The following is a 25,263-nucleotide window of genomic DNA, read 5'->3' as shown; positions in this document are numbered from 1 at the left end:
ACCGCCAAACTTTAGAAACTCTTTAACCACCTTTAGCTTGAACTGCTTGCTGTACTTGCTCATAAAACAAAACCCCCTTGGTTGGACATAGCGTCCAACTTTTGGGGGTCAGTTCATTCGGGTGGCTTTTTAATGGAGCTGTTATTATTCAGCCTTCCATTCCCCAGATTTACCGCCACTTTTTTCCAACAGCTTGACATCACTCATCACCATGCCACGGTCTACTGCTTTGCACATGTCATAGATTGTGAGAAGGGCAACTTGGACTGCGGTGAGGGCTTCCATTTCTACGCCCGTTGGCCCCGTAGTTTCGGCCCTAACTTGGCAAGCGATGCTGCTCGTTTTTTGATCTGGTTGAAATTCGAGGTTAACGTGAGTGAGTGCCAGTGGATGACACAGAGGAATCAGATCCGAAGTTCTTTTGGAAGCTTGAATACCTGCAATACGAGCAATTCCTAAAACATCACCCTTTTTATGGGTGCCAGCCTCAACCATTTTAAAGGTCTCCGGAAGCATCGTAATAGTCCCGGTAGCAATTGCTATGCGATGAGTATTGGGCTTATTGCCAACATTTACCATGTGGGCTTGGCCACTGGCATCAAAATGAGTTAGTTTGTTCATGGGATAAGTTTTACCATATAGGGATGCAAGATATAAAGTCTGTTAAAAATATTTCGGTTTGGCAGCGTCTTTTAGCGATGCACCTCGTTCTGGGGCTGGCTTGTACTGGGACTACTCCTCTGTATGCCGCACCTGCTACTGGAGATGTTTCTGTAGAGGGAAATTCTGCCGCCATCCAAAATATTGGTCGGGCGATGCAGTCTCCAGATGCCCGTCCTGCTAATGCTCCAACACGCAATACTCTTCAAAGTCAGCCAACGATTATTTTGCCTGACATGGGTGATCCAGGCGGTGATGCTTTAAGTCGGGTAGACGAGCGAAGATACGGTGAGTTGATCATGCGCCAAATTAGGCCTGACGCAGATTATTCAAATGATTTACCTATATATGACTATCTCAATCAAATGGAGCGCCGCTTAATACAGGCCGCTAAAAAATTACAACTTGGTGGTGCGAACGAACAAGGTAGCGGCGCCTATAACTTTGAAGTATTTGCGGTCAAAGATAGCAGCATTAATGCGTTTGCCTTACCGGGCGGCTTTATTGGTTTTCATACTGGTTTGATAGTCAGTGCAGAGTCGGACTCTGAAGTTGCTTCAGTCATGGGTCATGAAACAGGTCACGTCTTGCAGCGCCACCTAGCCAGACAAATGGATAAGCAGACAACAAATACCATGATTGCGATTGCTGGCATGGTATTAGGTGCATTGGCGATGTCACGCAATCCTCAGGCCGCTGCTGGCTTAATGCAGGGTGGTCAAGCCGCAGCAATCAATAATCAACTGTCTTATTCAAGAGATGCAGAGCGTGAGGCGGATCGTATTGGCTTTCAGATCTTGGATGCTAGTGGATATGATGTGAATGGTGCCCCCGGTTTTTTTCAGCGTTTGCAAAAAGCGACTGGCATTATGGATAAGGGCGTACCAGCATATGTGCGTACTCACCCTTTAACTACTGATCGTATCGCTGATATGCAGGATCGCGCACGTACTGTTCCTTCTCGCAATGTACCAACTGCTGTTGAGTTTTATTTTATTAAGGCGCGCGCTCGAATGGAGCAGGCTGGTAGCTCGAGTGGGCTCTACGACTTAAAAAATACTTTTGATAGTCTCAGTAAGCAGCAACCAATTGGTAAACAGATAGAAGGCTTTTATGGGCTTTCACTCATTGCTCAGCGTCAGGGTAAATGGGATCAGGCAGAAGTCGATTTACAACAGGCTCGCAATTTAGCGCAAAAGGCTAGTGCACCGGGCTCGCCGATTCAGCGTCAAAGCCTATCTCTTGAGATTACCGCCTCAGAGCTTGCTTTGGCTAAGGGTAAAAAAGAAGAAGCTTTACAGATTGCACAGGCTGCATTGCGTGCTTATCCTCAGTCTTACGCTGCTGGAGCAGCTATGGTGAATGCCGAGCTCAAGACGGGTCGCACTAATGATGCAATTGCTTGGCTAAAGTCTCGCACCAGATCCCAGCCAAATGAAATTGTTTGGTGGAGCATACTATCAAATGCGTATGATCAGGCAAACAATGTGCCTATGCGTCACTATGCTTTGGGTGAGAAATATGCGCTTGAGGGTGCTTGGCCATCTGCAATTGAGCAACTCAAAATTGCTCGCAGTGCCGGCGGCTCAGATTTTTACCAAGGTTCGAGCATTGATGCGCGTCTTCGTGAAATGCAAAGGCAATACCAAGACGAGCTCAAAGAGCAGGGTAAACAACTTCCTGGGTAGGTTTAGGTTTTTGGAGTTAAGGCTTTGGTTGTTTAACGAAACCAAATCGCTTAGCTAGCTCTTCGGAATGTATTGGGTCTAGAGGTAATTGTTCGCCATGCCAATTCCAAGATCCACCGAAACTACAGGCTTCTTCACGAAGCTGGGCTAGCTCAGAAAATTGATCTAAATCATGATCATGCAAAAGGGCAATGCTAGCGTGTTCTTCGACTTCAAACTGTTGGGTCTTAAGGTCTTGATAAATTGCTTGCTTAATCGATCCAAGAATATAGATACTGCCATTCTCATCACTAAGCGCAGCGCTTGGTTTCATTTGCGTTTGACATTGGGTCATGAGTTGCTGGCCTTGTTCGCTTGGGATGATACGAACGATCCAAGGCGTTGCCGCTAGACTAATGAAAACCCGTTGCGGACCATTCTGGAAAAAGAATCTTCCTAATTGGTCGCTCGCGTAATTGCGGGAGATGAATTCATTTAAAGCAATATGCTGAATGACTTGACCTGGTAATTTATTTTGTTGTGCAAATTCGTCAACCATCCGCCATTGACCACGGCGATCTAAGGCTAACCAGCCAAAGCAATCTGGCACATTGGGCCATTTAATGAGCGAGCGCAGTACTTGCTCGTCCATATTAATTAATGCAAGCCGTGTGGAGTAGAGGGTGCATCAAACGTGTCATCCGTTGAACGACTAGCATGCAGGTGAGCAATACGCCAACCTTGACTATCTTGTAACAGTACTAAAGTGATGTTGAGAAAAAATTCAGCCTCGACTTGATCTGCTCTTAGGTGAACCGCTTCTGTAGTGTCATACACCGACGCTCCAAGAATAGAGTGGCTAATGCAAGCAATCGGCTCTAAAAATAAGGCTTGTTTAGATAACAGTCTTTCTAAACCTTCACGAATTTCTGCATGACCACTGAGACGATGTCCCTCAGGAAGAACGCAAGTGATGGAGTCATCATCCAACCAAATGTCTAATGCACCTTTAACGTCTCGATGACGCAGAGAATCACGCCAAGCCTCAACCACCTCATCTGCATTGTGAAAGAGTCTGGCTAGTTTGGTCATGGCTCATATTTCCTGGAATTTATTGCAAGGTATTCAGTGTAGCCAAAACTTGCTGCGGCAGGATTTCATTAAGGCACCGTAAATGTCCTAATGGACAGACCTTTTGGTGACAAGGGCTGCAGGGAAGATTAAGCCAAAGCACTTTAGCCTTGTCAGACAAGGGTGGAGTGTGCGCGGGGTCGCTCGACCCAAAAATGGCTACCTGAGGAGTTTTCAGCGCCGCTGCAATATGCATTAATCCAGAGTCATTACTTACTACTGTCTTAGCTATACCAATCAGAGCAATCGCTTCGTCTAAAGAAGTGCTGCCACACCAGTTATGTATGTTCGAGTGAAGGCCGGTTTCTGCTTGAATATTTTGTGCAATTTCTTGATCACCTTTACCACCCAAAAGAATGATTTGGGTGTTTGCATCTTCTTCAAGAATATTTTTTGCAAGCTGGGCGAAATGCTTGGTGGGCCAGCGCTTTGTGGGACCATATTCAGCGCCTGGGCAGAATACAAAAAGAGATTTGGGATTGATGTTGCCCCCCGCCAATTTTTGCTCTACGGACCGCTTTGCAAGAGATGAAACATTAAGTGTTGGTCTTAATACGGATGATGAATTTTCTTCTTTATCTCGTAAGAGCTGACTAAGAGCGAGGTAGTGCTCTATCATCGGCGGGCGATTGACTTTGCTTGGGTTATCCAGTGATAAATTAATTAAGCCATAACGAAGTTCACCGCGATACCCAATGCGGAATGGAATGTTCGCCAACCAGGGAATGAGAGCAGATTTAAAGCTATTGGGTAAAACAAAGCAGGCTTGATAGTTTTTAGATTGAAGATCTTTTGCTAGCTGCTTGCGCAATCCCCACTGTAATTGCTGATGCTCAAATTTTGCTTCAATGACTTCGTTCACTTCATGACAGGCACGATAAATAGGCGCAACCCAAGTGCTCGCAAGTACATCTATTTTTGATTCTGGATATTGCGCCTTAAGCCTTGTCAATAAAGGCTGTGTCATGACAGCATCCCCAATCCAGTTAGGGGCGATGATCAGAATACCTTGCATGTGATGTATCCCGACTCAGCACCCCGAGTTAGCCGGAGGTGCTGATAAGGCTTAGTGTCCGTGTGGCTCTGTGCCAGGAATGAGTTTGTACTCAGCGCCGCAATACGGACATTTTGCTTCCCCGGTTTTAGTGATATCCAAAAATACCCGTGGATGAGAGTTCCATGCAGGCGTTTTATTGGTAGGGCAATGTAATGGTAGATCTTTACCATCTACCATCATTGCTTGAGCTTGAGTCATGTTCTACTTCCTATTAGCTAAATTTGATTTAACTTATTTAACTTATTTAACGTAAGTAAGCCAGGATTTGTACTTGTCGCTTCTGCCATAGACCGCATCGAAATAAGTATTCTGAATTTTTTCAGTGATAGGACCGCGCTTACCGTCACCAATCGTCCGGTCATCAAGTTCACGAATTGGCGTCACTTCTGCGGCGGTGCCAGTAAAGAAGGCTTCATCAGCAGAGTAGATCTCATCGCGAGTGATACGTTTTTCACGCAACTCAAGTCCCATGTCTTTCACAATCTGAATGATCGAGCCACGGGTGATGCCGTCAAGACAGGAGGCTAAGTCAGGCGTGTAAACAATGCCATTACTGATCATAAAAATATTCTCGCCGGAGCCTTCAGAAACATAACCCTCGGTATCTAGCAATAACGCTTCGTCGTATCCATTGGCGGTGACTTCTTGATTAGCCAGAATGGAGTTGATGTAATAGCCAGATGCTTTGGCGCGCACAAGTGAAGAATTCACGAAGTGGCGGGTAAAGGAGGAGGTTTTAACGCGAATGCCTTTATTGAGGCCATCTTCGCCTAAATAAGCACCCCACTCCCAAGCGGCGATGGCGGTGTGAATACTATTGCCTTTAGGGGAGATGCCCAGTTTTTGGGACCCAATAAAGATGATGGGGCGGATATAGCAGGATTCCAGCTTATTGCTGTTCACTACGTCAATAATGCCTTTAGTGATCTCTTCCTGGCTATAAGGCATGTTCATTTGGAAGATCTTGGTGCCATTAAAGAGACGTTTAACGTGCTCTGGGAGGCGGAAAATTGCGGTACCTTGGGGGGTTTTATAGGCACGAATACCTTCAAATACGCCCATGCCGTAATGTAGGCTATGGGTTAGAACGTGAATATTGGCCTCACGCCAAGGAATTAGCTTCCCATCGGACCAAATAAAGCCATCGCGGTCGGACATCGACATTTTCTCTACCTTTTATGTCTATAGGCTATATGAAATAGCAGATTAATCGGGATGCCAGGTCAGGGGGCTTTAGGCCTTTTGACTCAAAGTGCGTCCAAACCTCTATTGTAGAGCAGGCTGCCGAGTCAGATGCTTGTGTCCTTCGGTGTGGCAGGGCTAGAGGATTTAGAATGGAGTTTTCCCATAAATCACCATATTTAGCCATCTTCATGCCGGAATCCTTATTTAAAGTTAAGCGCTTAAGCGAATTGGCCCAATCAGGCCAATTAAAGGGAAAACGGGTCTTCATTCGCGCTGACCTCAATGTGCCGCAAGACGAGGCTGGAAATATTACCGAAGACACTCGTATTCGGGCATCCATGCCAGCGGTACAAATGTGTTTGGATGCTGGCGCAGCGGTGATGGTCACTTCACATTTAGGTCGACCCACTGAAGGTGAATTTAAGCCTGAAGATAGTTTGGCTCCGGTAGCGGATCGCATTGCTACTTTACTCAATCGTAAAGTACCTTTGATTAGTAATTGGGTAGATGGCGGCTTTGAAGTCAATCCAGGTGAAATAGTTCTTTTAGAAAACTGCCGTTTAAATGTTGGTGAAAAAAAGAATAATGATGGGTTAGCAAAAAAAATTGCTGCTCTGTGTGATGTATATGTAAATGATGCCTTTGGCACAGCACATCGTGCTGAGGCAACCACGAATGGGGTGGCGAAGTTTGCACCGATTGCTTGTGCTGGGCCACTAATGGCGGCTGAGTTAGATGCTTTGAGTCGTGCGTTAGCAAGTCCGAAGCGCCCGCTCGTAGCGATTGTGGCAGGCTCTAAAGTGTCTTCTAAGTTGACCATTCTCAAAGCACTCTCTGAAAAAGTAGATGAGTTGATTGTTGGTGGTGGTATTGCGAATACATTTATGTTGGCGAAGGGCTTGTCAATTGGGAAGTCTCTTGCTGAGCCAGACTTGGTTAATGAGGCCCGAGAAATCATGGATCTCATGGAAAAGCGTGGCGCACATGTGCCCATTCCCGAAGATGTCGTGGTCGCGAATGAACTCTCGCCACTAGCTCGCGCAAACCGTGTACCTGCAGATCAAGTTGCAGAAGATGACATGATCTTGGATATTGGCCCCAAGACGGCGGCACGTTTATCGATCATGCTTGCGCATGCTGGCACGATCGTTTGGAATGGTCCTCTCGGTGTATTTGAGATTGACCAGTTTGGTGGCGGTACGAAAATGTTGGCTGCAGCAATTGCTCATTCACCTGCATTCTCGATTGCAGGTGGTGGCGATACTTTGGCAGCGATTGCCAAGTATGGTATTGAAAATCAAGTGGATTACATCTCAACTGGCGGGGGCGCTTTCTTGGAATTTCTCGAAGGCAAAACCCTCCCAGCCTTTGCAGTTCTTGCCGAAAGGGCGAAAGACTAATTATGCTTAGAGCGACCAAAATTATTGCAACCTTAGGGCCAGCATCAGAAAAGCCTGAAGTTTTACGCGACATGATTCGTGCGGGTGTTGATGTGGTCCGCATGAATTTTTCACACGGCACCGTGGCAGATCATAAGGCACGTCACGATTTAGTCCGCAGCATTTCTGCTGAGGTCGGCAGAGAAGTTGGTATCATGGCCGATCTGCAAGGACCAAAGATTCGTGTTGGCAAATTTGTGGACAGTAAAATTTTGCTGAAAGAGGGTGAGAAATTTATTCTCGATGTGGCTTGTGAGCTTGGCAATCAAGAACGTGTTGGCCTCGACTATAAAGAACTGCCTAGCGATGTGAAGTCGGGCGATCGCCTTTTATTAAATGACGGTCTAGTTGTGCTCCGTGTTGAAAGCGTTAAGGGCGGAGAAATTTTCACGCTCGTGGAGCAAGGTGGCCCGCTCTCAAATAATAAAGGCATTAACCGTGCTGGCGGTGGCTTAACCGCACCCGCTTTGACTGAAAAAGATATTGCTGACTTGGATGCAGCCATTGCAATGGGCGTTGATTTTTTAGCGATCAGCTTCCCTAAAGATGGTGCTGATATGGCTTACGCGCGCAAGTTAGCAGATGCTGCTAGCGCTAAGTATGGCGTTGGTAAGGTAAGAACAATTGCTAAAGTAGAGCGTGCAGAAGCGATTGAGCCTGAAGCATTAAAAAGCATTATTGCTGAAAGCGATGGCATCATGGTTGCCCGTGGTGACCTAGCGATTGAAGTTGGCAATGCCGCAGTACCAGCTTTGCAAAAACGCATGATTGCATGGGCTCTTGAAGCCGATAAATTCACAATCACTGCCACCCAAATGATGGAGTCCATGATTAATGCTCCAGTGCCAACGCGTGCAGAAGTCAGCGACGTGGCAAACGCAGTGCTAGATGGTACTGATGCCGTTATGCTTTCCGCTGAATCTGCCGCTGGCATGTATCCAGTTCAAACCATCAAAGCGATGGCAGAGATCTGTGTGGAGGCAGAGAAGTCAGATCGCGTGAAAATAGATACCGATTTCTTGGATCAAACCTTTACGCGGATTGATCAAACGATTGCCTTAGGCGCTTTATTTACCGCTCATCACCTCAATGCAAACGCGATTGCTGCTTTGACTGATTCAGGTTCAACGGCAATTTGGATGAGTCGTCACAATATTCATGTGCCCATCTTTGCATTGACCTCTAAGATTGCCACTCAACGTGCCTTAAGTACTTACCGTAATGTCACGCCAATTGGCTTGGATTACACCAAGGATCGTGACACTGCCTTGCAAGAAGTAGAGGCATGCTTAAAGAAATTAGGGGCAGTCAAAAAAGGCGATACGGTGGTATTAACTTCTGGTGAGCCAATGGGTGAGCCCGGTGGTACCAATACTCTCAAGATCATTCATGTGAAGTAATTCACCACTCATCAAATTTAACTATTTACTCAATACACATTAAGAGAACATCATGGCTTTAGTATCTTTACGACAACTCTTGGATCATGCTGCCGAAAATGGCTATGGCTTACCAGCTTTCAACGTCAATAACTTAGAGCAAGTGACTGCGATTATGGAAGCTGCAAATGAGGCTGATTCTCCAGTGATCATGCAAGCATCCGCTGGCGCTCGTAAATATACTGGTGAAGCCTTCTTGCGTCATCTGATATCTGCAGCGGTTGAGGCTTACCCCCACATCCCAGTAGTGATGCATCAAGACCATGGTCAAAGCCCAGCAGTCTGTATGGCTGCTATCAAGAGTGGGTTTACGAGCGTTATGATGGATGGCTCCCTAGAGGCTGATGGCAAATCCGTTGCAAGTTATGAATACAACGTAAATGTTTCTAGAGAAGTCGTGAAGTTCTCTCACTCTATTGGCGTTACCGTTGAAGCTGAGCTTGGCGTATTAGGTTCTTTAGAAACTATGCAGGGCGACAAAGAAGATGGCCATGGTGCTGATGGCAAGATGACTCGCGAGCAATTATTAACGGATGTGGAGCAGGCTGCGGACTTTGTGAAGGCAACTCAGTGTGATGCCTTGGCTATTGCGATTGGTACCAGTCATGGGGCCTATAAATTCACCAAAAAACCTACGGGCGATATTTTGGCAATTGATCGTATTAAAGAAATTCATGCGCGTATTCCGAATACCCACCTGGTAATGCATGGCTCCTCTAGCGTGCCACAAGAGTTGCTCGCTGAGATTCGTGAGTTTGGTGGTGATATGAAAGAAACCTACGGTGTGCCAGTTGAAGAGATTCAAGAGGGCATCAAGAATGGTGTTCGTAAGATCAACATTGACACCGATATTCGTTTGGCGATGACTGGTGCTATCCGCCGTTATCTGTTTGAGAACCCAAGCAAATTTGATCCACGTGATTATCTGAAGCCAGCCCGCGAAGCGGCTAAGAAAGTTTGTATTGCGCGTTTCCAAGCATTTGGTTCTGCTGGCCAAGCTTCTAAAATTAAACCGATTCCTTTGGAAAAAATGGCTGAGCTGTATAAGAGCGGCAAGTTAGCTCAGATCGTCAAGTGATTTAAATATGCCCGCTCTATACGCAACTTCGATTAAGTCATTGCCTTTGCTGTCCAAAGGCAAGGTGCGTGATGTCTATGCACTGGGCGATGACAAGCTTCTCATGATTACAACGGATCGCTTATCTGCGTTTGATGTAGTGATGGGCGAGCCTATTCCAGAAAAAGGTATTGTCCTCAATCAAATGGCTAACTTTTGGTTTGATAAGTTAAGCAAGGTAATCCCAAACCATTTGACTGGTATCGATCCTGTAACTGTCGTCGCAGCTGATGAAGTTGAGCAAGTTAAGGGGCGCGCAGTAGTTGCGAAGCGCTTAAAGCCTATATTAGTTGAGGCAGTGGTGCGCGGCTATCTTGCTGGTAGCGGTTGGAAGGATTACAAAGACACCGGTAAAGTTTGTGGCATTGCATTGCCCGCTGGTTTAGAGAACGCCCAAAAATTACCCGAACCTATTTTTACTCCTGCCGCTAAAGCTGAAGTTGGTGAGCATGATGAAAATATTTCCTTTGAAAAAGTTATTGAGTTGATTGGCGAAAAATTGGCCAATCAAATTCGTGAAGTCAGCATTCGTCTTTATCAAGAAGCTTCTGAATATGCTGCTACTCGCGGAATCATCATTGCCGATACGAAGTTTGAGTTTGGTCTGGATGATGCCGGTCAATTGGTTTTAATGGATGAGATTCTCACGGCAGATTCTTCACGTTTTTGGCCAGCTGAGACCTATTACGTGGGCTCAAACCCACCATCCTATGACAAGCAGTTTGTGCGTGATTGGCTGGAAACTGCGCAGGTAAATGGCCAGCTATGGCTTAAGACAGCGCCTGCCCCGCAATTACCTGCTGAAGTAATTGAAAAGACCGCTCAAAAGTATCGTGAAGCCCTGAGTCGCTTAACTGAGTAGGCCTAACTCAGGGATAATAGAGTCCTCAATAGATATTGATTCGATAGTTAGGGCATTTGGAGAGGTAAATGAGCAAGAAGCCAATAGTCGGAATAGTGATGGGTTCCAATTCAGATTGGGATACCATGCAGCACGCCGCTCAGATGCTTGAGCAATTTGGTATTGCTCACGAAGCAAAAGTACTCTCCGCACACCGCATGCCCGATGATATGTTCCAGTATGCTGAAAACGCCCAAGCTAATGGCTTGCAAGCCATCATTGCTGGCGCAGGTGGAGCAGCTCACTTACCAGGTATGCTGGCCTCTAAAACAATTATTCCGATTTATGGTGTTCCAGTCGCCAGCAAATATTTGCGTGGTGAAGACTCTTTATATTCGATCGTACAAATGCCAAAGGGTGTTCCTGTAGCAACCTTTGCGATTGGCGAAGCTGGTGCAGCAAACGCTGCTTTACACGTTATTGCAGGCTTAGCCTTGCATGATGCTGATTTGGCTAAGCGTCTTGAAGAGTTCCGCGTGAAGCAATCCGATACCGCGCGTTCTATGAATTTGCCGGGATATTAATTACATGGCAGATCGCATGGAGCCCATTTTGCCGGGTTCGTATTTAGGAATATTAGGTGGCGGTCAATTGGGGCGGATGTTTACTCAGGCTGCTCAAGCGATGGGCTACAAAGTTTGTGTTCTAGACCCGGGTTCTGATAGTCCCGCAGGCTCCATTGCTGAAAAATTTATCCAAGCTGATTACACCAACTCTGCAGCTTTAAAGGAAATGGCATCTCTTTGCTCATCTGTGAGTACTGAGTTTGAAAATGTTCCTGCACAAGCATTGGATGAGTTGGAATCTTTAGGCGTTTTTGTTGCTCCTCGTAGTAGCTGTGTTTCTTTGGCGCAGAACCGGATTGCTGAAAAAAATTTCTTGGCTACCTGGAAGTCTGAAACCAATATTGGGCCAGCTCCAAACTTTGTTATTGAGCGCGATGCTGATATTGCGCATACGCCAGGAGAACTGTTCCCTGGGATTTTGAAAACAGCTCGCATGGGTTATGACGGTAAGGGTCAAATCACCGTCCTTGCTGCTGCTGACTTGCCCGCTGCCTGGGCTGAGCTAGGTAAAGTGCCTTGCGTATTAGAAAAACGTATGGAATTAGACTTTGAGGTCTCTGCCTTAGTGGTCCGGGGCTATGACGATACGGTAGTTGCTTATCCTGTCTCTCAAAATATTCATCGCGATGGTATTTTGCATACCTCTACGGTGCCAGCACCTTCCTTAAAGCCTGCTCAAGAAAAGAAAATTATTGAAGCGGCCAAAGCGCTGATTCGGAAGATTGATTATGTAGGCGTACTGTGTATTGAATTTTTCATTCTGAAGAATGGTGACATCGTTGCTAATGAGATCGCACCACGCCCCCATAACTCCGGTCACTACACCATGGATGCTTGTGTGAGTAGTCAATTTGAGCAGCAAGTCAGAGCTATGGCTCGCTTGCCATTAGGTGACACTCGTCAATTGGCGCCAGTTTCGATGTTAAATCTTCTAGGCGATCTTTGGTTCGAGGGTAGTGAAGATCAGGCAAAAGAACCTGCCTGGGATAAAGTGCTTGCGCATCCCGATGTGAAGTTGCACCTCTATGGAAAATCAGCCCCCCGTATTGGCAGAAAAATGGGACACATTAATTGCTTAGGTGAAGTTTTAAATGAAGCACGCCAAAATTGTGCAGCTGTTGCTACTGAATTAGGTATCGAGCCCTAGAAATGTCTAGGGACACGTCGGACAGTGCGCCACTGCAATCTTCTGCAGTGATTGATGAAGCGGTTCAAACCTTACGTAATGGCGGATTAGTTGCATTCCCTACTGAGACGGTATATGGCTTAGGGGCAGATGCCAGAAATCCTGAGGCCATTAAGAAGATCTTCACAATGAAAGGTAGACCTTCAAACCATCCTTTAATTGTGCATTTAGCAGCACCAGATAAATTTGACCAAACTCAAGTGGATTGGGTCCCAGTCTTATCACCATGGGTAAGAGATTTATCTGAGAATGCGCTCAAACTCATGAATACATTTTGGCCTGGACCATTAACGCTGGTATTCAAAAAAGATAAGAGTGTTCTGAGCGATCTTACTGGAGGTCAAGACACCGTTGCGATTCGTGCACCAGCCCATCCGGTGGCTCAAGAGTTATTGCGAAAATTTAAGGGCGGTGTTGTAGCGCCGTCAGCAAATCGTTTTGGTAAGGTATCTCCCACTAGCGCAGCTGATGTTCGCAGTGAGTTTGAGGGTGAATTAGGATTGATGGTGCTTGATGGTGGCGATTGTGAAGTGGGGATCGAGTCGACCATTATTGATTTATCAAGTGGCGATCATGCTGTCTTACTTCGCCCAGGATTGATTACTCCGAAAGCAATTTTTGCTAAGACGGGGATCAAGGTCTATCAAGTCGGTGAAGCATTGAAAGACCTTGATAGTCTGCCCAGAGTATCAGGTAACCTCAAGGCGCACTACGCGCCAACAACTCCATTGCGCTTGTATGCTCCAGGGCGAGTGCTAGATGCGCTCAGTGAGTTCCCGGATACTAAGTCACGAGTGGCGGTAGCGGTCTGGGACTCAGAGTCTTCCTTGGTTCTGGAAGATCATCCCTCAATTGATGTTGAGGAAATAATTGTATCTAGTGATGCCACTACTTTTGCAAGTCGTCTCTATCGTACGCTCAGGGATCTAGACCAGCAGGGCTGGGATCTCATTTTATTCCCGGAGTCTCCTGCTGGTGAGGAATGGGATGGCGTTAGAGATCGACTTCAGCGCGCTTGTTTTGGTTCAGGGCCACCTTCTAATAACCACGACAGCAATTGATCGTGGGCATCTAAGCCACGCCATGCATTAGGGTGGTTAATAAAAGAGCTTACTGCATACATCTTTCCAGATTTACTCACTACGTAGCCAGCAATTGCGCGTACATCAGCAAGTGATCCCGTTTTAATTCTGGCCTCAGGCTTTTTCTTAAGATGTAAAAATTTACGGAGTTGCGTCATTAAGCGATTTCGCATCGTGCCATCTGCCCCAGCAATTGGCAGACTGTTATAAAACACCTCTTTAATTGGTAGATTGTGGGCGGTTAGTAATAGTTGATTCATTTGCCCTGCAGAAATAGCTTCATTACGAGATAGACCAGAGCCATTCTCGATCACTAAGCCAGGGAACTCCAAACCATTTTGTTTGAGCCAACCTTGTATGACAAGCTCCCCATTACTAGTGGTTGCTGGTTTACCCATTTTTTCTAGTGCTAGTGTGAGTAAGAGTTGGCGCGCCATCACATTGTTGGAGTATTTATTAATATCCTGTACATCTTCGGCCAAATTGATGCCTTCGAACTGCAGCAAAAGTCTCGCGGCTATTGGGACTACGGCATCTTTGCCGGTAGGGGGCTTTGCCCAAGTGCCGCCAGCTAATTCCCAGGCTGCAGTAAATCCTTGTGTTAGAAAGGTATTGGCATCAAGAGCGACCACGTTGTAATCAACCCCCTTACACCCACTAGGAAAGGGGCCTGAGAACTGAGCAGTCAGTAATCGATCTGTATTGATCCCTGTTTCTGGTTCTAGGCTAAAGCGAATATTACTTTTCCAGCTATCACAGGAACGGTCAACCAATTGCATTTGGTTTACAACCTTGAGTTGGGATAATGCAGGTGTATAGCTAAGATCGATGAAGTCAGCCGTGTGTGATTTGCCTATTTGAAAGGACAGCGTTCTAAACGCGTATAGCAAGGGGTCTGGCGGCACGTTATACGCACGCAGTGATTCGCCATCAATCGTATTGTGTTCCATGACGTTGGGAGCAAAGGCGCTTCGATCAAACAATAAATTACCATCAATTTTTTGGATACCCAGTGCTTGCAAGTTCTTCATGAGCTTGGCAAGCTCTTCGGGGATCATTTTAGGATCGCCACTACCTTGCAAATAGAGATTGCCTTTAAGTGTACCCTTACGAATAAACCCTTCAGTAAATACTTTGGTACGCCAGCGATACTGTGGCCCAAGAATATCCAGGCCAGCCAGCGTTGTAAGCACCTTCATGGTTGAGGCGGGATTCATGGCCTCAGTAGCGCGCCAGTCTAGGATGGTTTTGGCTTCGTACTTGCCAGACTTACTCTGCTCAATTTCGGTTACTGAAATGCTAATAGCATCTAGTGGGATCTGATTGCGCTCTAAGCTGCCTGCAATAGCAGGAGGGATTGCAGGATTTCCCGATTTCGCAGCATGAGCGATGAGGGGGTTACCAATCCAAAGGATTGCTAAAAATAGGTAAGCTAATCGGTGAATGGCTTGTTTCATTCACCATAGAATAAACCTAGAGAGCCAGAATATAAATCTCCCCAGGTTTAGGGGGCAGCATACTTTGTTTGGTAACGCTTGATTGCTTGGTTTTGTTCCTCAAGAAGCTTTTGGAAAGAAGAGATCTTATTTTGAAGATCCTGCTCTTTTTCTAAAGATTCACAGGATTGAATAAATTTCTTTGCATTAAGCAATTGTGCGCCACCCTTCACCTTATGAATGAGGCTTGATACGGTCGCTTCATCGAGGGCCTCAGAGTCAATCGCTAGTAGAGCTTCGTCATGCACTTTTTTAATCTCATCCAGTATGACGAGTATATGTGCAGGATTATTTTTCAGAAGATTGGAGAAGGCATCAAACCGGTAATCTCCCTCAGAAGGCGATCCATATTGAACTACCTCTTTGGAGTCAAAATAACGTGCGAGCTCATTTTCAAGACTCATGAGGCTGAGGGGTTTAATGAGTACACCATTCATACCCGCTGCTAGAAACTGGTAGCGAGATTCAAGGGCGTAGATATCTGCCGTTACCCCAATGATGACAAGATTCTTAAGACCCAGTGCTCGAATTTTTTGTGCTAATTCAGAGCCCTGCATACCCGGGATCGATTGATCTGTGATTAAAAGATCAAAGTCATCTTCAGTAATCATCTTAAGTGCTGTGTTGGCGTTATCACAGACGGATACTTGGATGCCAAGCGCTTGAAGCTGCAGGGAGATAATCTGCCTGCTTGCAGGATGATCCTCGACCACCAAGGCAAATAGTTCCCGATCTTTCTCCCGAGGATTTTTTGAGACGAGTTTTCTAGAGGTTAAACCTGTAGGACATTGATTTTTTGATGGTGCAATGCTCGTACGTGGGAAGGCTACGCAAAAATGGATATTACTTCCAAAACCAGGAGCGCTCTCAAAGTAAAGTTGGCTGTTCATGGAGGTGACAAGATGATTGGTAATCGTTAGACCAAGACCAGTGCCATTCTCTTGATCACCTTTGCCTGGAATCTGTTCAAAGGCTTGTAGAGCAAGATGAATTTCTTCTGCACCCATGCCTACGCCAGTATCAATTACACGAAATTCAATGAGTTGACCCGCATGATCATCTGCTAAAACACTTATGGAGAAGTAAATTTCACCATGATTGGTAAATTTAATGGCATTGCTGATGAGGTTTTGTAAGGTTTGACGCAGGCGCAATGAATCAATCATGAGCACTTCAGCAATCCGAGGATCCTTGGAGGTATGGAGTCTGAGATTTTGTTTTTGAGCGACCGCCGAGAACGCATGATCAATATTGTCGATCAAACTATTGAGGCAGCAGGGTTCTGGGTTCAAGATCAGCTTACCTGCTTCAATTTTAGAAAGATCTAATACTTGATTGAGAATCCCTAAAAGGGATTCGGCAGAAGTATGGGCGCTCTTTAGTAAAGATTTTTCATGCGGAGGAAATTGTTGGCTATTTAAGAGCAGTTCTTGTACCCCAAGAATGGCGTTCATCGGCGTACGAATTTCATGGCTCATGGTTGCTAAGAAGGAGGACTTGGCGGCGTTTGCTTTTTCAGCTAGTTCTTTTGAGGAGAGTAGCGTCGCAGCCTCTTGCTCTTGAAGTAACTGTCTTTTACGCATCTGCCATAGCAGCAAGCTTCCACCTAAAAATATTGCTAAGGTCGATAGCCAGGGTAGCGTCTTCCAGTAATTGCTTCTGAATTCTGGCTTGTTGATCTCTAGCGCAAAGAGTTGACGTGACTCTATGGGGTCAAGGTTATCTAGAAATCGATCGAGCACTGCATGAAGCGCAGCATCTTCATGCGAAACCAACCATCGATAGGCAAAAGGCTCGCGCTGATATAAGCCATCAATCTGTACTTGTGGTTTATCCAGCCTCTCAATGAGTTGTTGTGCCAAACGAATGGGAAGTACTAATGCCTCGATATCATTTTTTAAGAGATCAACCATGAGTTTTTCTGCATGATTTGAAACGCGGGCTTGTGGGTCAGATCCTATTGGTGAGTTTTCATAGCCGCGATCAAAGTAAGCAATGTTTGCTGGAGAAATCATGCTACTTGCTCTATCTGTTCTAGTAACAACTGCATCCTGCCCCCAAAAGATAGCTTCTGATAAGGAGCCAAAGCGAAGGTAGTCATCATTCATGGTGGGTGGATCAATCATGAAGTCAACTTCACCGCTAGAGAGTTGCTTTAATCCTTCCTGCTCTGATCGTCTCCACTTTGGACGAAATTCTTGCTGGGTAAAGTTCCCAAGCTTTTGGAGTAATCCATTGAAAACTCCAGCTGTTCCCCGGCCTGGTTGATTTTCAAGATATGGGGCATATTTTTCATGAATACTAAAGTGCACTACTGGATGGGCATCGATCCACCGTTGCTCTGCAGGGCTCAAGGTCATGGCGTGTAATGCACCACTAGAAATTAAGCCAGACATAACAATAGAGCGAATGATGAATCGATGCATACTGTTTAGCTTTCGATAATATTGTTCATTCGGCAGAACAAAATCAAATCCGCAATATTATTAATACCAAGCTTGTCAAAGACTCGTGTCTTGTAAGTAGCCACCGTTTTATTGCTGATGTGAAGCATGTCAGAAATTTGTTGGTTGGTATTACCTTTACCAAGGTATTTCATGACTTGTAATTCTCGGTCTGAAATCAGGGCAAGTTTGTCGTTATCAGTTAAAGAGCTATTACCATTTTTCCCGTGGGTGAAAAAGTTATAACCCTGAGAGATTGCAACACAAGCTGCCAAGATGACATCAGCACCAGCCGTTTTATTGACAAAGCCATGACCGCCTAAAGATCGCACTCTACCGCCATAAACTGCTTCATCCATGCTGGATAAAATCAACATGCGCACATCCGGGTACATAAGACCAATGCGTCGAATAACATCAAACCCATCTGTTTTGGGCATATCCAAATCTAGAATGACCATATTTGGATTGACCTCTTTAATGGATCGAAGGCATTCCTCGCCATTCTGGGCTTGGCCCACTACCTCGAATAGCAACTGGTCTTGCAACATACTTTTAAGAGCCATCAGCATTGCTGGATGGTCATCTACCAACATCACGCGTTTTCTCATTACTTGTCTCCGTTTAGGTTTAGGTGTTGATGAGGGTGCAGCGAAAAAATGGCTTTTGCTATGCGGCTATCGTTGATCTGGAGCATTTGATGTCGGCTTATTGGCGCCATCATAAGGCCGCCATAGCAGTGATCCATTTGCCAATCTGAGGCATTCTCTAAATCTTTAACGAGTCCTATATTGCTTGCATAAATTTGTGTTGGTGAATATGGTGAGCGTCTGATTTTTGCGAGCGCATCATGTGAGAGTGTTTGCTCGCGAAGAACGCTCATATCCAAATGGACTCCCTCCATCTGCATCTCTTCAACCCAATGCAGCTGATCTCCACTTCCTGTGAATTGAAGGTAGTGCAGTAAGACGCCAAGTCGACGCATGCGCAGCAAGCCTTCTTTACAGTCATCCACAAGTTCTGGTGTTGGAAGTGTTTGCATACCCAGAGTCACTAGACCTACTGGCAGTCGTGAATTGAGAATGAGGTCGCTCAAAGCATCCACATAAGCACTCGAAGCAATGACGTGCGTTGGGATGGGCAAAATGCCAGGAATAAAACGGCCACTTCGATACCAGTAAGAAATCGTATCTAAGCCCTCCATAAATAAACGCAGTAATTGCATATCGGAGGCTGCGAGCAATGGTCTAAATAAAGAGCTGGTCAGTTTTGTTCCCTTGCAGTTAAAAATGGGTTCATGACTAATCGCTTGTCGCTTGGACCAGGATTGGTGTTCTTCAAGAGCTTGGCCACTTAGGCCAAGCCAGGGTGCGCCACAGGCGTCGCGTACTTCTTGGAAGGGTTTGTTCTTCCATGCCTTTACAAGCGTGTACAGCCGGGATTTCGGGCTCATCAGCATTCTCCAATCGGTGACTGTCCAGTCTAGGCAGGACGGATTGGAGCGGTAAGGGCTTTGGGCTGATTTATCTGTAGGAATAGTCCTACCAGCCTGTCCAAAGTATAGGGAAGAGTTAAATCCTTAAAGAATTTATGGAGATCTGCCCTTGAAATCCTGGCAATCAGACCTATATAATCAGCACTCCCTACACGCGAGTGCTAAAAAACTGGTTTTCCAGTAAATTAGCTTTAGTTTGTTTGTGGGAGATTATAAAGCATTGATTTATATAGATTTTTAATGAGTTAACACTTACTAACATAGGAGAAGAGATGAATTTGCGTCCCTTACATGATCGCGTAATCATCAAGCGTTTAGATCAAGAATCAAAAACTGCATCTGGAATCATCATTCCTGACGCGGCTGCAGAAAAGCCTGATCAAGGTGAAGTATTGGCAGTTGGCCCAGGAAAGCGCGATGAAACTGGCAAGTTAAATGCACTCGACGTCAAAGTTGGCGAGCGCGTGTTGTTTGGCAAATATGCTGGTCAAACCGTTAAGGTCGATGGCGACGAACTCATCGTGATGCGTGAAGACGACATCATGGCTGTTGTACAGAAGTAATTTCGGTATTTAAGAGAGGAATTTAATCATGGCAGCAAAAGACGTTGTATTTGGAGATAACGCTCGCACCAAGATGGTCGAAGGCGTCAATATTCTGGCGAACGCAGTAAAAACTACTTTGGGGCCAAAAGGTCGTAACGTAGTTATTGAACGTTCATTCGGTGGTCCAACCATCACTAAAGATGGTGTAACTGTCGCAAAAGAAATCGAACTCAAAGACAAGCTTCAAAACATGGGCGCGCAGATGGTGAAGGAAGTTGCTTCTAAAACTGCAGATATCGCTGGTGACGGAACAACTACCGCGACTGTTTTAGCGCAATCTATCGTTCGTGAAGGTATGAAGTATGTAGTTTCAGGTCATAACCCGATGGACTTGAAGCGTGGTATCGACAAGGCCGTGACAGCCGCAATCGGTGAGCTCGCAAAAATTAGCAAGCCATGCACTACTACTAAAGAAATTGCTCAAGTAGGTTCTATTTCTGCAAACAGCGACCATAGCATTGGTCAGCGTATTGCAGAAGCAATGGAAAAGGTAGGCAAAGAGGGTGTTATCACCGTTGAAGATGGCAAGTCTTTAGAAGATGAGCTTGAAGTGGTTGAAGGTATGCAGTTTGACCGTGGCTACCTCTCTCCATACTTCATTAATCAACCAGAAAAACAAGTAGCGGTACTGGAATCTCCATACGTTCTCTTGTTTGACAAGAAAATTGCCAACATCCGTGATTTGCTCCCAGTGCTCGAGCAAGTGGCTAAGTCTGGTCGCCCATTGTTGATCATCGCTGAAGATGTTGAAGGTGAAGCCTTGGCAACTTTGGTTGTAAATAATATTCGCGGCATCATCAAAACTTGTGCTGTTAAGGCTCCAGGTTTCGGTGATCGTCGCAAGGCAATGTTAGAAGACATCGCTATATTGACTGGCGGTACTGTTATTGCTGAAGAAATTGGCCTGACACTTGAGAAGACAACTCTTGAACACTTAGGTCAAGCAAAGCGTATCGAAGTGGGCAAAGAAAACACCATCATTATTGACGGTGCTGGCGATGCTAAAGCGATTGAAGCTCGCGTGAAAAATATTCGTGTTCAGATCGACGAAGCGACTAGTGACTACGATAAAGAAAAATTGCAAGAGCGCGTTGCGAAGTTGGCAGGCGGTGTTGCAGTGATTCGTGTTGGTGCAGCTACTGAAGTAGAGATGAAAGAGAAGAAAGCTCGCGTTGATGACGCATTACATGCTACTCGTGCCGCAGTTGAAGAAGGTATTGTTCCTGGCGGTGGCGTTGCGTTGATTCGTGCGATGCAAGGTATCAAAGGCTTGAAAGGCGATAACGCTGATCAAGACGCTGGTATCAGCATCGTATTGCGCGCTATGCAAGAGCCACTTCGTACTATTGTCAGCAATGCCGGTGAAGATGCTGGTGTAGTTGTGAATGCCGTACAAGAAAGCAAAGGCAATAATGGCTACAACGCAGCTACCGGTGAATACGGTGACCTCGTTGCACAAGGTGTGATTGACCCAACTAAGGTGACTAAGACAGCATTAGTAAATGCAGCTTCTGTTGCTGGTTTGTTGTTGACTACTGACTGTGCAATCTCCGAAGCACCAAAAGATGAGTCTGCTGGTGGCGGTATGCCTGATATGGGTGGCATGGGCGGTATGGGTGGCATGGGCGGCATGATGTAATAGCTGTTCATTTCTGCGGTCATCTGATCGTTGAAGTAAAAACGCTTGGTTCAAAAGACCAGGCGTTTTTTATTGCTTACTCTTCTTTATTAATCAGGCTGAATGCCGCCATCCTTGATGACCTTTTTCATCCTCACCAATCCCTGTGCAATCATTTCTTTTAGATGATCAGGGCCAAGCGGGACAAATTCAAAGCCTTGCTGAATGAGTTGTTCCCGTATTTTCGGGTCCTTTAGAGCGGTAGCTAAAGACTCATTTAGTTTTTCAATCATGACTGGTGAAGTACCTTTGGGTGCTAGCAGAGCGCCCCAGGTTGAGAACTCATACCCTTTCACACTCTCGTTGATTGTTGGTGTGTTGGGTAGCAATGGAGACCGTGCTTTACTGGCAACCCCCAATACTTTTAGCTTCCCGGCACGAATATGGGGAAGCACTACAGACAGGGCGCTAATCATTACGGGCACTTGGCCAGCCATGACGTCAGTGACTGCAGCAGCCGCACCACGATAAGGAATATGCACAATGGGAGCGCCCGTATATTGACGGAAGATTTCCATGCCGATATGTTGTGGCGAGCCATTGCCTCCAGAGGCATAGTCAATCTTGCCGGGTTTCTCTTTGGCAATGCGCACTAAGTCTGCTGCAGTGTTGCCAGGAAAGGACGGATTGGCAACCATCACAAAGGTAATTGCAGCAACTTCAGATATTGGTGCAAAACTTTGTACGGGATCGTAATCAATCTTTTTGTAAAGATTCGGCAACATGGTTAGGATGCTGTCATTAAATGCACCTAAAACATAACCATCAGCTGGACTTTGTGCGACCTTGGCTGTTCCAATTAACCCTGCACCTCCAGGAATATTCTCGATCGTGATTGCTTGACCCAAGCCCTCACTCATTTTCTGCGCAATCGGGCGCATCAAGATATCAACACCGCTACCAGCTTGAAGTGGCATGATGGTTTGGATAGTACGAGTGGGATAGTTGGTTTGTGCGTGTGCGAACCCAATCCACAATAGATTACATATGGAAAAGAGTAAAGCTCGTAATGCTGACTTGATTTGCATATTGTCTCGACTTATAAAGTGATGAAGCATTCTGTTGACACTTCTTTGGTGTATCTTAGCGCATTAAAAAACCGCCCGTAGGCGGTTTTCTGAAGTAACTCATTGTTTACTCTTACTCAACAGCTTTGACCATGTCCTCAACCACCTTCTTCGCATCACCGAAGACCATCATGGTTTTATCCATGTAGAAGAGCTCATTATCTAGTCCGGCGTAGCCAGCAGCCATAGAGCGTTTGTTCACAATAATTGTTTTAGCTTTAAAGGCTTCCAAAATCGGCATGCCAAAAATGGGGCTACCGGGTGTGCGAGCAGCAGGGTTCACCACGTCGTTTGCACCTAGTACTAAGACAACGTCAGCCTGTCCAAAGTCGCTGTTGATATCTTCCATTTCAAATACTTGATCGTATGGTACTTCAGCTTCTGCTAAAAGAACGTTCATATGACCAGGCATACGACCTGCAACTGGGTGAATCGCGTATTTCACTGTCACACCATGGTGAGTTAATTTCTCAGTTAATTCTTTTAAGGCGTGTTGAGCGCGCGCAACTGCGAGACCATAACCAGGAACGATGATGACAGTATCCGCATTCTCCATTAGGAAAGCCGCATCTTCTGGGGAGCCAGTTTTGTAGTTCTTAGGACCACCATCATCGCCGCCACCAGCGGCTGCTTCAGCGCCAAAGCCACCAAGCAATACCGCAACAATAGAGCGGTTCATTGCTTTACACATAATGTAAGACAGAATTGCGCCTGAAGAACCTACGCAAGCACCTGCAATGATCAATACTGGGTTGTTCAAGGTAAAGCCGATGCCTGCCGCTGCCCAACCAGAGTAGCTGTTGAGCATGGAGACCACTACTGGCATATCAGCGCCACCGATAGGAATAATTAAGGTCACCCCTAATACCAAGGCAATCGCGCACATTACCAAGAAAGCGGCATGGCTATCGCCCATGTAATAAGCGATGCCAGCGCCAACCATCGCAATAGCTAAGACTAAATTAAGTAAGTGCTGACCAGAGAAGGTCACCGGCTTACCGCTGACCTTGCCTGATAATTTACCGAAAGCAATCACTGATGCAGTAAAGGTGATGGCACCAATAAATGCGCCAATAAAGAGTTCAATCTTTTGCGCGCCAGTATGGTCTTGTGCTGGATTAAAGACTGCTGCAATCGCGATCAATACTGCTGATAAACCAACAAAGGAGTGCATCAATGCTACGAGCTCAGGCATCTTGGTCATTTGCACACGTTTAGCTGCGATCGTACCAATAATGGCACCACCGACAACGGCGCCAATGATGAGCGAAAAGACTGGTTTAAAGTCCGGAATGAAGAAAGTAGTAGTGACGGCGAGCAACATACCAACCATGCCGAAGGTATTGCCTTGGCGTGAGGTAGTTGGTGATGACAAGCCACGCAATGCGAGGATGAATAACACCGACGAAATGAGATAAGAAATAGCGGTTATGTTTGACATTATTTTGGTCTCTATAGATCTTGTTCTATTTATTTGGCTGCATCAGCCGCATTTGCTTTAGGTACTTTTTTCTTAAACATCTCTAGCATGCGACGGGTAACCATAAAGCCACCGAAAATATTAATGGAGGCTAAGAAAACCGCAACGGCACCAATCACGCTAGTGAGGGTAATTTCATCGCCGCCGATGACTTCCGTCTGCAAGAGTGCGCCAACAATGATAATTCCAGAAATAGCATTAGTAACAGCCATCAAAGGTGTGTGTAGCGCAGGAGTGACGTTCCAAACCACGTGGTAGCCAACAAAAATAGCCAATACAAACACAGTGATGTTTTGAACAGTGAGGATGCTTTGAAAAGCAGCGAGATCCATGATGTTTCCTTAGTATGAATGTTCTATTAGTTTTTGCGGATGGCTTGGCCATCACGACACATTAAGCAGGCAGTCACGATGTCATCATCACTTGGGATCACTAACTTCGCTTCTTTGTCGACGATGAGTTTCATGAAGTCAAGCAAGTTGCGTGCATAGAGCGCAGAGGCATCGGCAGCTACCATGCTTGCTAGATTGGTATAGCCGACAATCTTCACGCCATTAACGTCAACTACTTTGTCTGCTTGAGTGAGGGGGCAGTTACCTGAACCGTTATCTCCTTTACCAGCAGCCAAGTCGATCACAATTGAGCCTGGTTTCATATTGGCAACCGTATCGCTATGCAAGAGAACAGGCGGTTTACGACCTGGGATCAAGGCAGTGGCAATAACAATATCAGCTTGTTGTGCACGCTCTGCAACCAATGCTGCTTGACGCTTCATCCAAGCTTCTGGCATTGGGCGAGCATAGCCACCAACGCCTTTAGCAATTTCACGTTCTTCATCGGTCTCATACGGAACATCAACAAACTTGGCGCCTAAAGATTCAATTTGTTCTTTAGCTGCAGGACGAACATCAGATGCTTCAATCACAGCACCCAGACGTTTTGCTGTTGCAATTGCTTGTAAACCAGCAACGCCAGCACCCAAGATCAATACACGTGCCGCCTTAACAGTACCAGCAGCTGTCATTAGCATTGGCATGAAACGTTGATATTCATTGGCAGCAACCATCACGGCTTTGTAGCCAGCAATATTTGCTTGAGATGACAAGACGTCCATGCTTTGTGCGCGAGTTGTACGTGGCGCAGCTTCTAATGAGAAGCTAGTAATGCCTTGCGCAGCCATTGCAGCAATGTTGTCGTTATCAAATGGATCGAGCATGCCAATGAGCACGCTACCAGACTTCATTTGCTTCAGCTCTGCAGCTTCGGGAGCGCGCACCTTGAGAACAATTTCCGCGCCAAAGGCATCTGCTGCGCTACCGATAGATGCACCAACGGCTACATAAGCAGAGTCAGGTTGGCTTGCTTGGACACCAGCATCTTTTTGGATGACAACAGTATGGCCTTGAGCAATTAATTTTTTAACAGTTTCTGGTGTGGCAGCAACCCGCGTTTCCCCAGATTTAGTTTCCAGCGGCACTCCTATGCGCATGGCATGTCTCCAAAAGCAAAATTTATAAAGAATCTATTTTATAGATAAACAGGGAAGGTTTTACCTATCTATTGGAACC

24 protein-coding genes are annotated in these 25,263 nt (G+C 45.9%); 10 read left to right on the top strand and 14 right to left on the bottom strand.

Translation table 11 applies throughout. The features are described from left to right. Positions 1-144: 144 nt before the first annotated feature. The gene (gene moaC, locus ICN35_RS04860) at positions 145-621 is read right to left on the bottom strand and encodes a cyclic pyranopterin monophosphate synthase MoaC (protein ID WP_215318935.1); all 477 of its coding nucleotides are present in this window, start codon (positions 619-621) and stop codon (positions 145-147) included. Between the two features lie 23 nt (positions 622-644). On the opposite strand from moaC, the gene ICN35_RS04855 reads away from it, so the two are divergent. Continuing rightward, a complete protein-coding gene (locus ICN35_RS04855; protein ID WP_216124751.1) occupies positions 645-2,348 on the top strand; it encodes a M48 family metalloprotease in 1,704 nt (567 codons plus the stop codon). A 16-nt stretch (positions 2,349-2,364) separates the two neighbouring features. Here ICN35_RS04855 and ICN35_RS04850 read toward each other — a convergent pair whose 3' ends face one another. Genes ICN35_RS04850 through ICN35_RS04830 form a run of 5 tightly spaced genes read right to left on the bottom strand, consistent with a single transcriptional unit; the run spans position 2,365 to position 5,679 of the window. Next, positions 2,365-2,979, bottom strand: a complete 615-nt coding sequence (locus ICN35_RS04850; RefSeq protein WP_216124749.1) for a DUF2946 family protein — start codon at positions 2,977-2,979, stop codon at positions 2,365-2,367. A 5-nt stretch (positions 2,980-2,984) separates the two neighbouring features. Beyond that, entirely contained in the window at positions 2,985-3,419 is a 435-nt protein-coding gene (locus ICN35_RS04845; RefSeq protein WP_216124747.1) for a nuclear transport factor 2 family protein, read from the bottom strand. A 19-nt stretch (positions 3,420-3,438) separates the two neighbouring features. After that, on the bottom strand, positions 3,439-4,473 hold the full coding sequence (gene waaF, locus ICN35_RS04840) for a lipopolysaccharide heptosyltransferase II (RefSeq protein ID WP_216124745.1): 1,035 nt from the start codon (positions 4,471-4,473) through the stop codon (positions 3,439-3,441). A gap of 51 nt (positions 4,474-4,524) precedes the next feature. Continuing rightward, entirely contained in the window at positions 4,525-4,713 is a 189-nt protein-coding gene (locus tag ICN35_RS04835) for a zinc-finger domain-containing protein (RefSeq protein ID WP_215295793.1), read from the bottom strand. Between the two features lie 42 nt (positions 4,714-4,755). Further along, a complete protein-coding gene (locus ICN35_RS04830; protein ID WP_216124743.1) occupies positions 4,756-5,679 on the bottom strand; it encodes a branched-chain amino acid transaminase in 924 nt (307 codons plus the stop codon). Positions 5,680-5,888: 209 nt separating this feature from the next. Here ICN35_RS04830 and ICN35_RS04825 point away from each other — a divergent pair, with 209 nt between their 5' ends. From ICN35_RS04825 to ICN35_RS04795, 7 genes are all read left to right on the top strand, one after another. Continuing rightward, positions 5,889-7,100 (top strand): phosphoglycerate kinase, encoded by a 1,212-nt coding sequence (locus ICN35_RS04825; protein ID WP_215297500.1) that lies wholly within the window; start codon positions 5,889-5,891, stop codon positions 7,098-7,100. Positions 7,101-7,102: 2 nt separating this feature from the next. After that, the gene (pyk, locus tag ICN35_RS04820; protein WP_215295791.1) at positions 7,103-8,539 is read left to right on the top strand and encodes a pyruvate kinase; all 1,437 of its coding nucleotides are present in this window, start codon (positions 7,103-7,105) and stop codon (positions 8,537-8,539) included. A gap of 52 nt (positions 8,540-8,591) precedes the next feature. Then, positions 8,592-9,656 carry a class II fructose-bisphosphate aldolase gene (gene fba, locus ICN35_RS04815; protein ID WP_216124741.1) on the top strand — a complete coding sequence of 355 codons (1,065 nt, stop codon included), beginning with the start codon at positions 8,592-8,594 and terminating at the stop codon, positions 9,654-9,656. A gap of 7 nt (positions 9,657-9,663) precedes the next feature. Further along, the gene (locus ICN35_RS04810; protein WP_216124739.1) at positions 9,664-10,557 is read left to right on the top strand and encodes a phosphoribosylaminoimidazolesuccinocarboxamide synthase; all 894 of its coding nucleotides are present in this window, start codon (positions 9,664-9,666) and stop codon (positions 10,555-10,557) included. A 68-nt stretch (positions 10,558-10,625) separates the two neighbouring features. Beyond that, positions 10,626-11,120 carry a 5-(carboxyamino)imidazole ribonucleotide mutase gene (purE, locus tag ICN35_RS04805; protein ID WP_215318924.1) on the top strand — a complete coding sequence of 165 codons (495 nt, stop codon included), beginning with the start codon at positions 10,626-10,628 and terminating at the stop codon, positions 11,118-11,120. A 4-nt stretch (positions 11,121-11,124) separates the two neighbouring features. Further along, entirely contained in the window at positions 11,125-12,309 is a 1,185-nt protein-coding gene (locus tag ICN35_RS04800) for a 5-(carboxyamino)imidazole ribonucleotide synthase (protein WP_216124737.1), read from the top strand. Between the two features lie 2 nt (positions 12,310-12,311). Then, the gene (locus ICN35_RS04795; protein WP_216124735.1) at positions 12,312-13,409 is read left to right on the top strand and encodes an L-threonylcarbamoyladenylate synthase; all 1,098 of its coding nucleotides are present in this window, start codon (positions 12,312-12,314) and stop codon (positions 13,407-13,409) included. On the opposite strand, the gene dacB is transcribed toward ICN35_RS04795, so the two are convergent. The 4 genes from dacB to ICN35_RS04775 are packed head-to-tail and all read right to left on the bottom strand — an operon-like array spanning position 13,355 to position 18,823. Further along, positions 13,355-14,887 (bottom strand): D-alanyl-D-alanine carboxypeptidase/D-alanyl-D-alanine-endopeptidase, encoded by a 1,533-nt coding sequence (gene dacB, locus ICN35_RS04790; protein ID WP_216124730.1) that lies wholly within the window; start codon positions 14,885-14,887, stop codon positions 13,355-13,357. The two genes, ICN35_RS04795 and dacB, sit on opposite strands and share 55 nt — an antisense overlap. A 47-nt stretch (positions 14,888-14,934) precedes the next feature. Continuing rightward, positions 14,935-17,352: a response regulator gene (locus tag ICN35_RS04785; RefSeq protein WP_216124718.1), complete on the bottom strand. Its 2,418-nt coding sequence runs from the start codon at positions 17,350-17,352 to the stop codon at positions 14,935-14,937. A gap of 5 nt (positions 17,353-17,357) precedes the next feature. After that, positions 17,358-17,981 carry a response regulator transcription factor gene (locus ICN35_RS04780; RefSeq protein WP_215318914.1) on the bottom strand — a complete coding sequence of 208 codons (624 nt, stop codon included), beginning with the start codon at positions 17,979-17,981 and terminating at the stop codon, positions 17,358-17,360. Next, entirely contained in the window at positions 17,981-18,823 is an 843-nt protein-coding gene (locus ICN35_RS04775) for a diguanylate phosphodiesterase (RefSeq protein WP_215295782.1), read from the bottom strand. The genes ICN35_RS04780 and ICN35_RS04775 overlap by 1 nt, the downstream gene beginning before the upstream one ends. A gap of 314 nt (positions 18,824-19,137) precedes the next feature. Between ICN35_RS04775 and ICN35_RS04770 the strand changes: the two genes are divergently transcribed. Continuing rightward, a complete protein-coding gene (locus ICN35_RS04770) occupies positions 19,138-19,428 on the top strand; it encodes a co-chaperone GroES (protein ID WP_215295781.1) in 291 nt (96 codons plus the stop codon). A gap of 28 nt (positions 19,429-19,456) precedes the next feature. Next, positions 19,457-21,109, top strand: a complete 1,653-nt coding sequence (gene groL / locus ICN35_RS04765; protein ID WP_215295780.1) for a chaperonin GroEL — start codon at positions 19,457-19,459, stop codon at positions 21,107-21,109. A gap of 89 nt (positions 21,110-21,198) precedes the next feature. Here the strand turns inward: groL and ICN35_RS04760 are convergent, their stop codons facing one another. The 4 genes from ICN35_RS04760 to ICN35_RS04745 all read right to left on the bottom strand — a co-directional run bounded on the left by ICN35_RS04760 (position 21,199) and on the right by ICN35_RS04745 (position 25,184). Then, complete coding sequence (locus tag ICN35_RS04760) at positions 21,199-22,176, bottom strand: tripartite tricarboxylate transporter substrate binding protein (protein WP_216124716.1); 978 nt, start codon at positions 22,174-22,176, stop codon at positions 21,199-21,201. 112 nt (positions 22,177-22,288) lie between these two features. Then, the gene (locus ICN35_RS04755) at positions 22,289-23,656 is read right to left on the bottom strand and encodes an NAD(P)(+) transhydrogenase (Re/Si-specific) subunit beta (RefSeq protein WP_216124714.1); all 1,368 of its coding nucleotides are present in this window, start codon (positions 23,654-23,656) and stop codon (positions 22,289-22,291) included. A 29-nt stretch (positions 23,657-23,685) separates the two neighbouring features. Further along, the gene (locus ICN35_RS04750; protein ID WP_216124712.1) at positions 23,686-24,027 is read right to left on the bottom strand and encodes a proton-translocating transhydrogenase family protein; all 342 of its coding nucleotides are present in this window, start codon (positions 24,025-24,027) and stop codon (positions 23,686-23,688) included. A 26-nt stretch (positions 24,028-24,053) separates the two neighbouring features. Next, positions 24,054-25,184, bottom strand: coding sequence for a Re/Si-specific NAD(P)(+) transhydrogenase subunit alpha (locus ICN35_RS04745; protein WP_216124711.1), 1,131 nt, complete (start codon positions 25,182-25,184; stop codon positions 24,054-24,056). Positions 25,185-25,263 lie beyond the last annotated feature (79 nt).

It is taken from the genome of Polynucleobacter sp. es-GGE-1 (assembly GCF_018882005.1).
GTDB lineage: Bacteria > Pseudomonadota > Gammaproteobacteria > Burkholderiales > Burkholderiaceae > Polynucleobacter.
The sequence above is the reverse complement of the archived record's forward strand: the minus strand, read 5'-3'. Positions and strand labels throughout refer to the sequence as shown.

Bases quoted from the DNA above. Each gene is read 5' to 3' on its own strand.
- moaC (WP_215318935.1), bottom strand. From the start codon at position 621: ATGAACAAACTAACTCATTTTGATGCCAGTGGCCAAGCCCACATGGTA.
- ICN35_RS04855 (WP_216124751.1), top strand. From the start codon at position 645: ATGCAAGATATAAAGTCTGTTAAAAATATTTCGGTTTGGCAGCGTCTT.
- ICN35_RS04850 (WP_216124749.1), bottom strand. From the start codon at position 2,979: ATGGACGAGCAAGTACTGCGCTCGCTCATTAAATGGCCCAATGTGCCA.
- ICN35_RS04845 (WP_216124747.1), bottom strand. From the start codon at position 3,419: ATGACCAAACTAGCCAGACTCTTTCACAATGCAGATGAGGTGGTTGAG.
- waaF (WP_216124745.1), bottom strand. From the start codon at position 4,473: ATGCAAGGTATTCTGATCATCGCCCCTAACTGGATTGGGGATGCTGTC.
- ICN35_RS04835 (WP_215295793.1), bottom strand. From the start codon at position 4,713: ATGACTCAAGCTCAAGCAATGATGGTAGATGGTAAAGATCTACCATTA.
- ICN35_RS04830 (WP_216124743.1), bottom strand. From the start codon at position 5,679: ATGTCGATGTCCGACCGCGATGGCTTTATTTGGTCCGATGGGAAGCTA.
- ICN35_RS04825 (WP_215297500.1), top strand. From the start codon at position 5,889: ATGCCGGAATCCTTATTTAAAGTTAAGCGCTTAAGCGAATTGGCCCAA.
- pyk (WP_215295791.1), top strand. From the start codon at position 7,103: ATGCTTAGAGCGACCAAAATTATTGCAACCTTAGGGCCAGCATCAGAA.
- fba (WP_216124741.1), top strand. From the start codon at position 8,592: ATGGCTTTAGTATCTTTACGACAACTCTTGGATCATGCTGCCGAAAAT.
- ICN35_RS04810 (WP_216124739.1), top strand. From the start codon at position 9,664: ATGCCCGCTCTATACGCAACTTCGATTAAGTCATTGCCTTTGCTGTCC.
- purE (WP_215318924.1), top strand. From the start codon at position 10,626: ATGAGCAAGAAGCCAATAGTCGGAATAGTGATGGGTTCCAATTCAGAT.
- ICN35_RS04800 (WP_216124737.1), top strand. From the start codon at position 11,125: ATGGCAGATCGCATGGAGCCCATTTTGCCGGGTTCGTATTTAGGAATA.
- ICN35_RS04795 (WP_216124735.1), top strand. From the start codon at position 12,312: ATGTCTAGGGACACGTCGGACAGTGCGCCACTGCAATCTTCTGCAGTG.
- dacB (WP_216124730.1), bottom strand. From the start codon at position 14,887: ATGAAACAAGCCATTCACCGATTAGCTTACCTATTTTTAGCAATCCTT.
- ICN35_RS04785 (WP_216124718.1), bottom strand. From the start codon at position 17,352: ATGCATCGATTCATCATTCGCTCTATTGTTATGTCTGGCTTAATTTCT.
- ICN35_RS04780 (WP_215318914.1), bottom strand. From the start codon at position 17,981: ATGAGAAAACGCGTGATGTTGGTAGATGACCATCCAGCAATGCTGATG.
- ICN35_RS04775 (WP_215295782.1), bottom strand. From the start codon at position 18,823: ATGAGCCCGAAATCCCGGCTGTACACGCTTGTAAAGGCATGGAAGAAC.
- ICN35_RS04770 (WP_215295781.1), top strand. From the start codon at position 19,138: ATGAATTTGCGTCCCTTACATGATCGCGTAATCATCAAGCGTTTAGAT.
- groL (WP_215295780.1), top strand. From the start codon at position 19,457: ATGGCAGCAAAAGACGTTGTATTTGGAGATAACGCTCGCACCAAGATG.
- ICN35_RS04760 (WP_216124716.1), bottom strand. From the start codon at position 22,176: ATGCAAATCAAGTCAGCATTACGAGCTTTACTCTTTTCCATATGTAAT.
- ICN35_RS04755 (WP_216124714.1), bottom strand. From the start codon at position 23,656: ATGTCAAACATAACCGCTATTTCTTATCTCATTTCGTCGGTGTTATTC.
- ICN35_RS04750 (WP_216124712.1), bottom strand. From the start codon at position 24,027: ATGGATCTCGCTGCTTTTCAAAGCATCCTCACTGTTCAAAACATCACT.
- ICN35_RS04745 (WP_216124711.1), bottom strand. From the start codon at position 25,184: ATGCGCATAGGAGTGCCGCTGGAAACTAAATCTGGGGAAACGCGGGTT.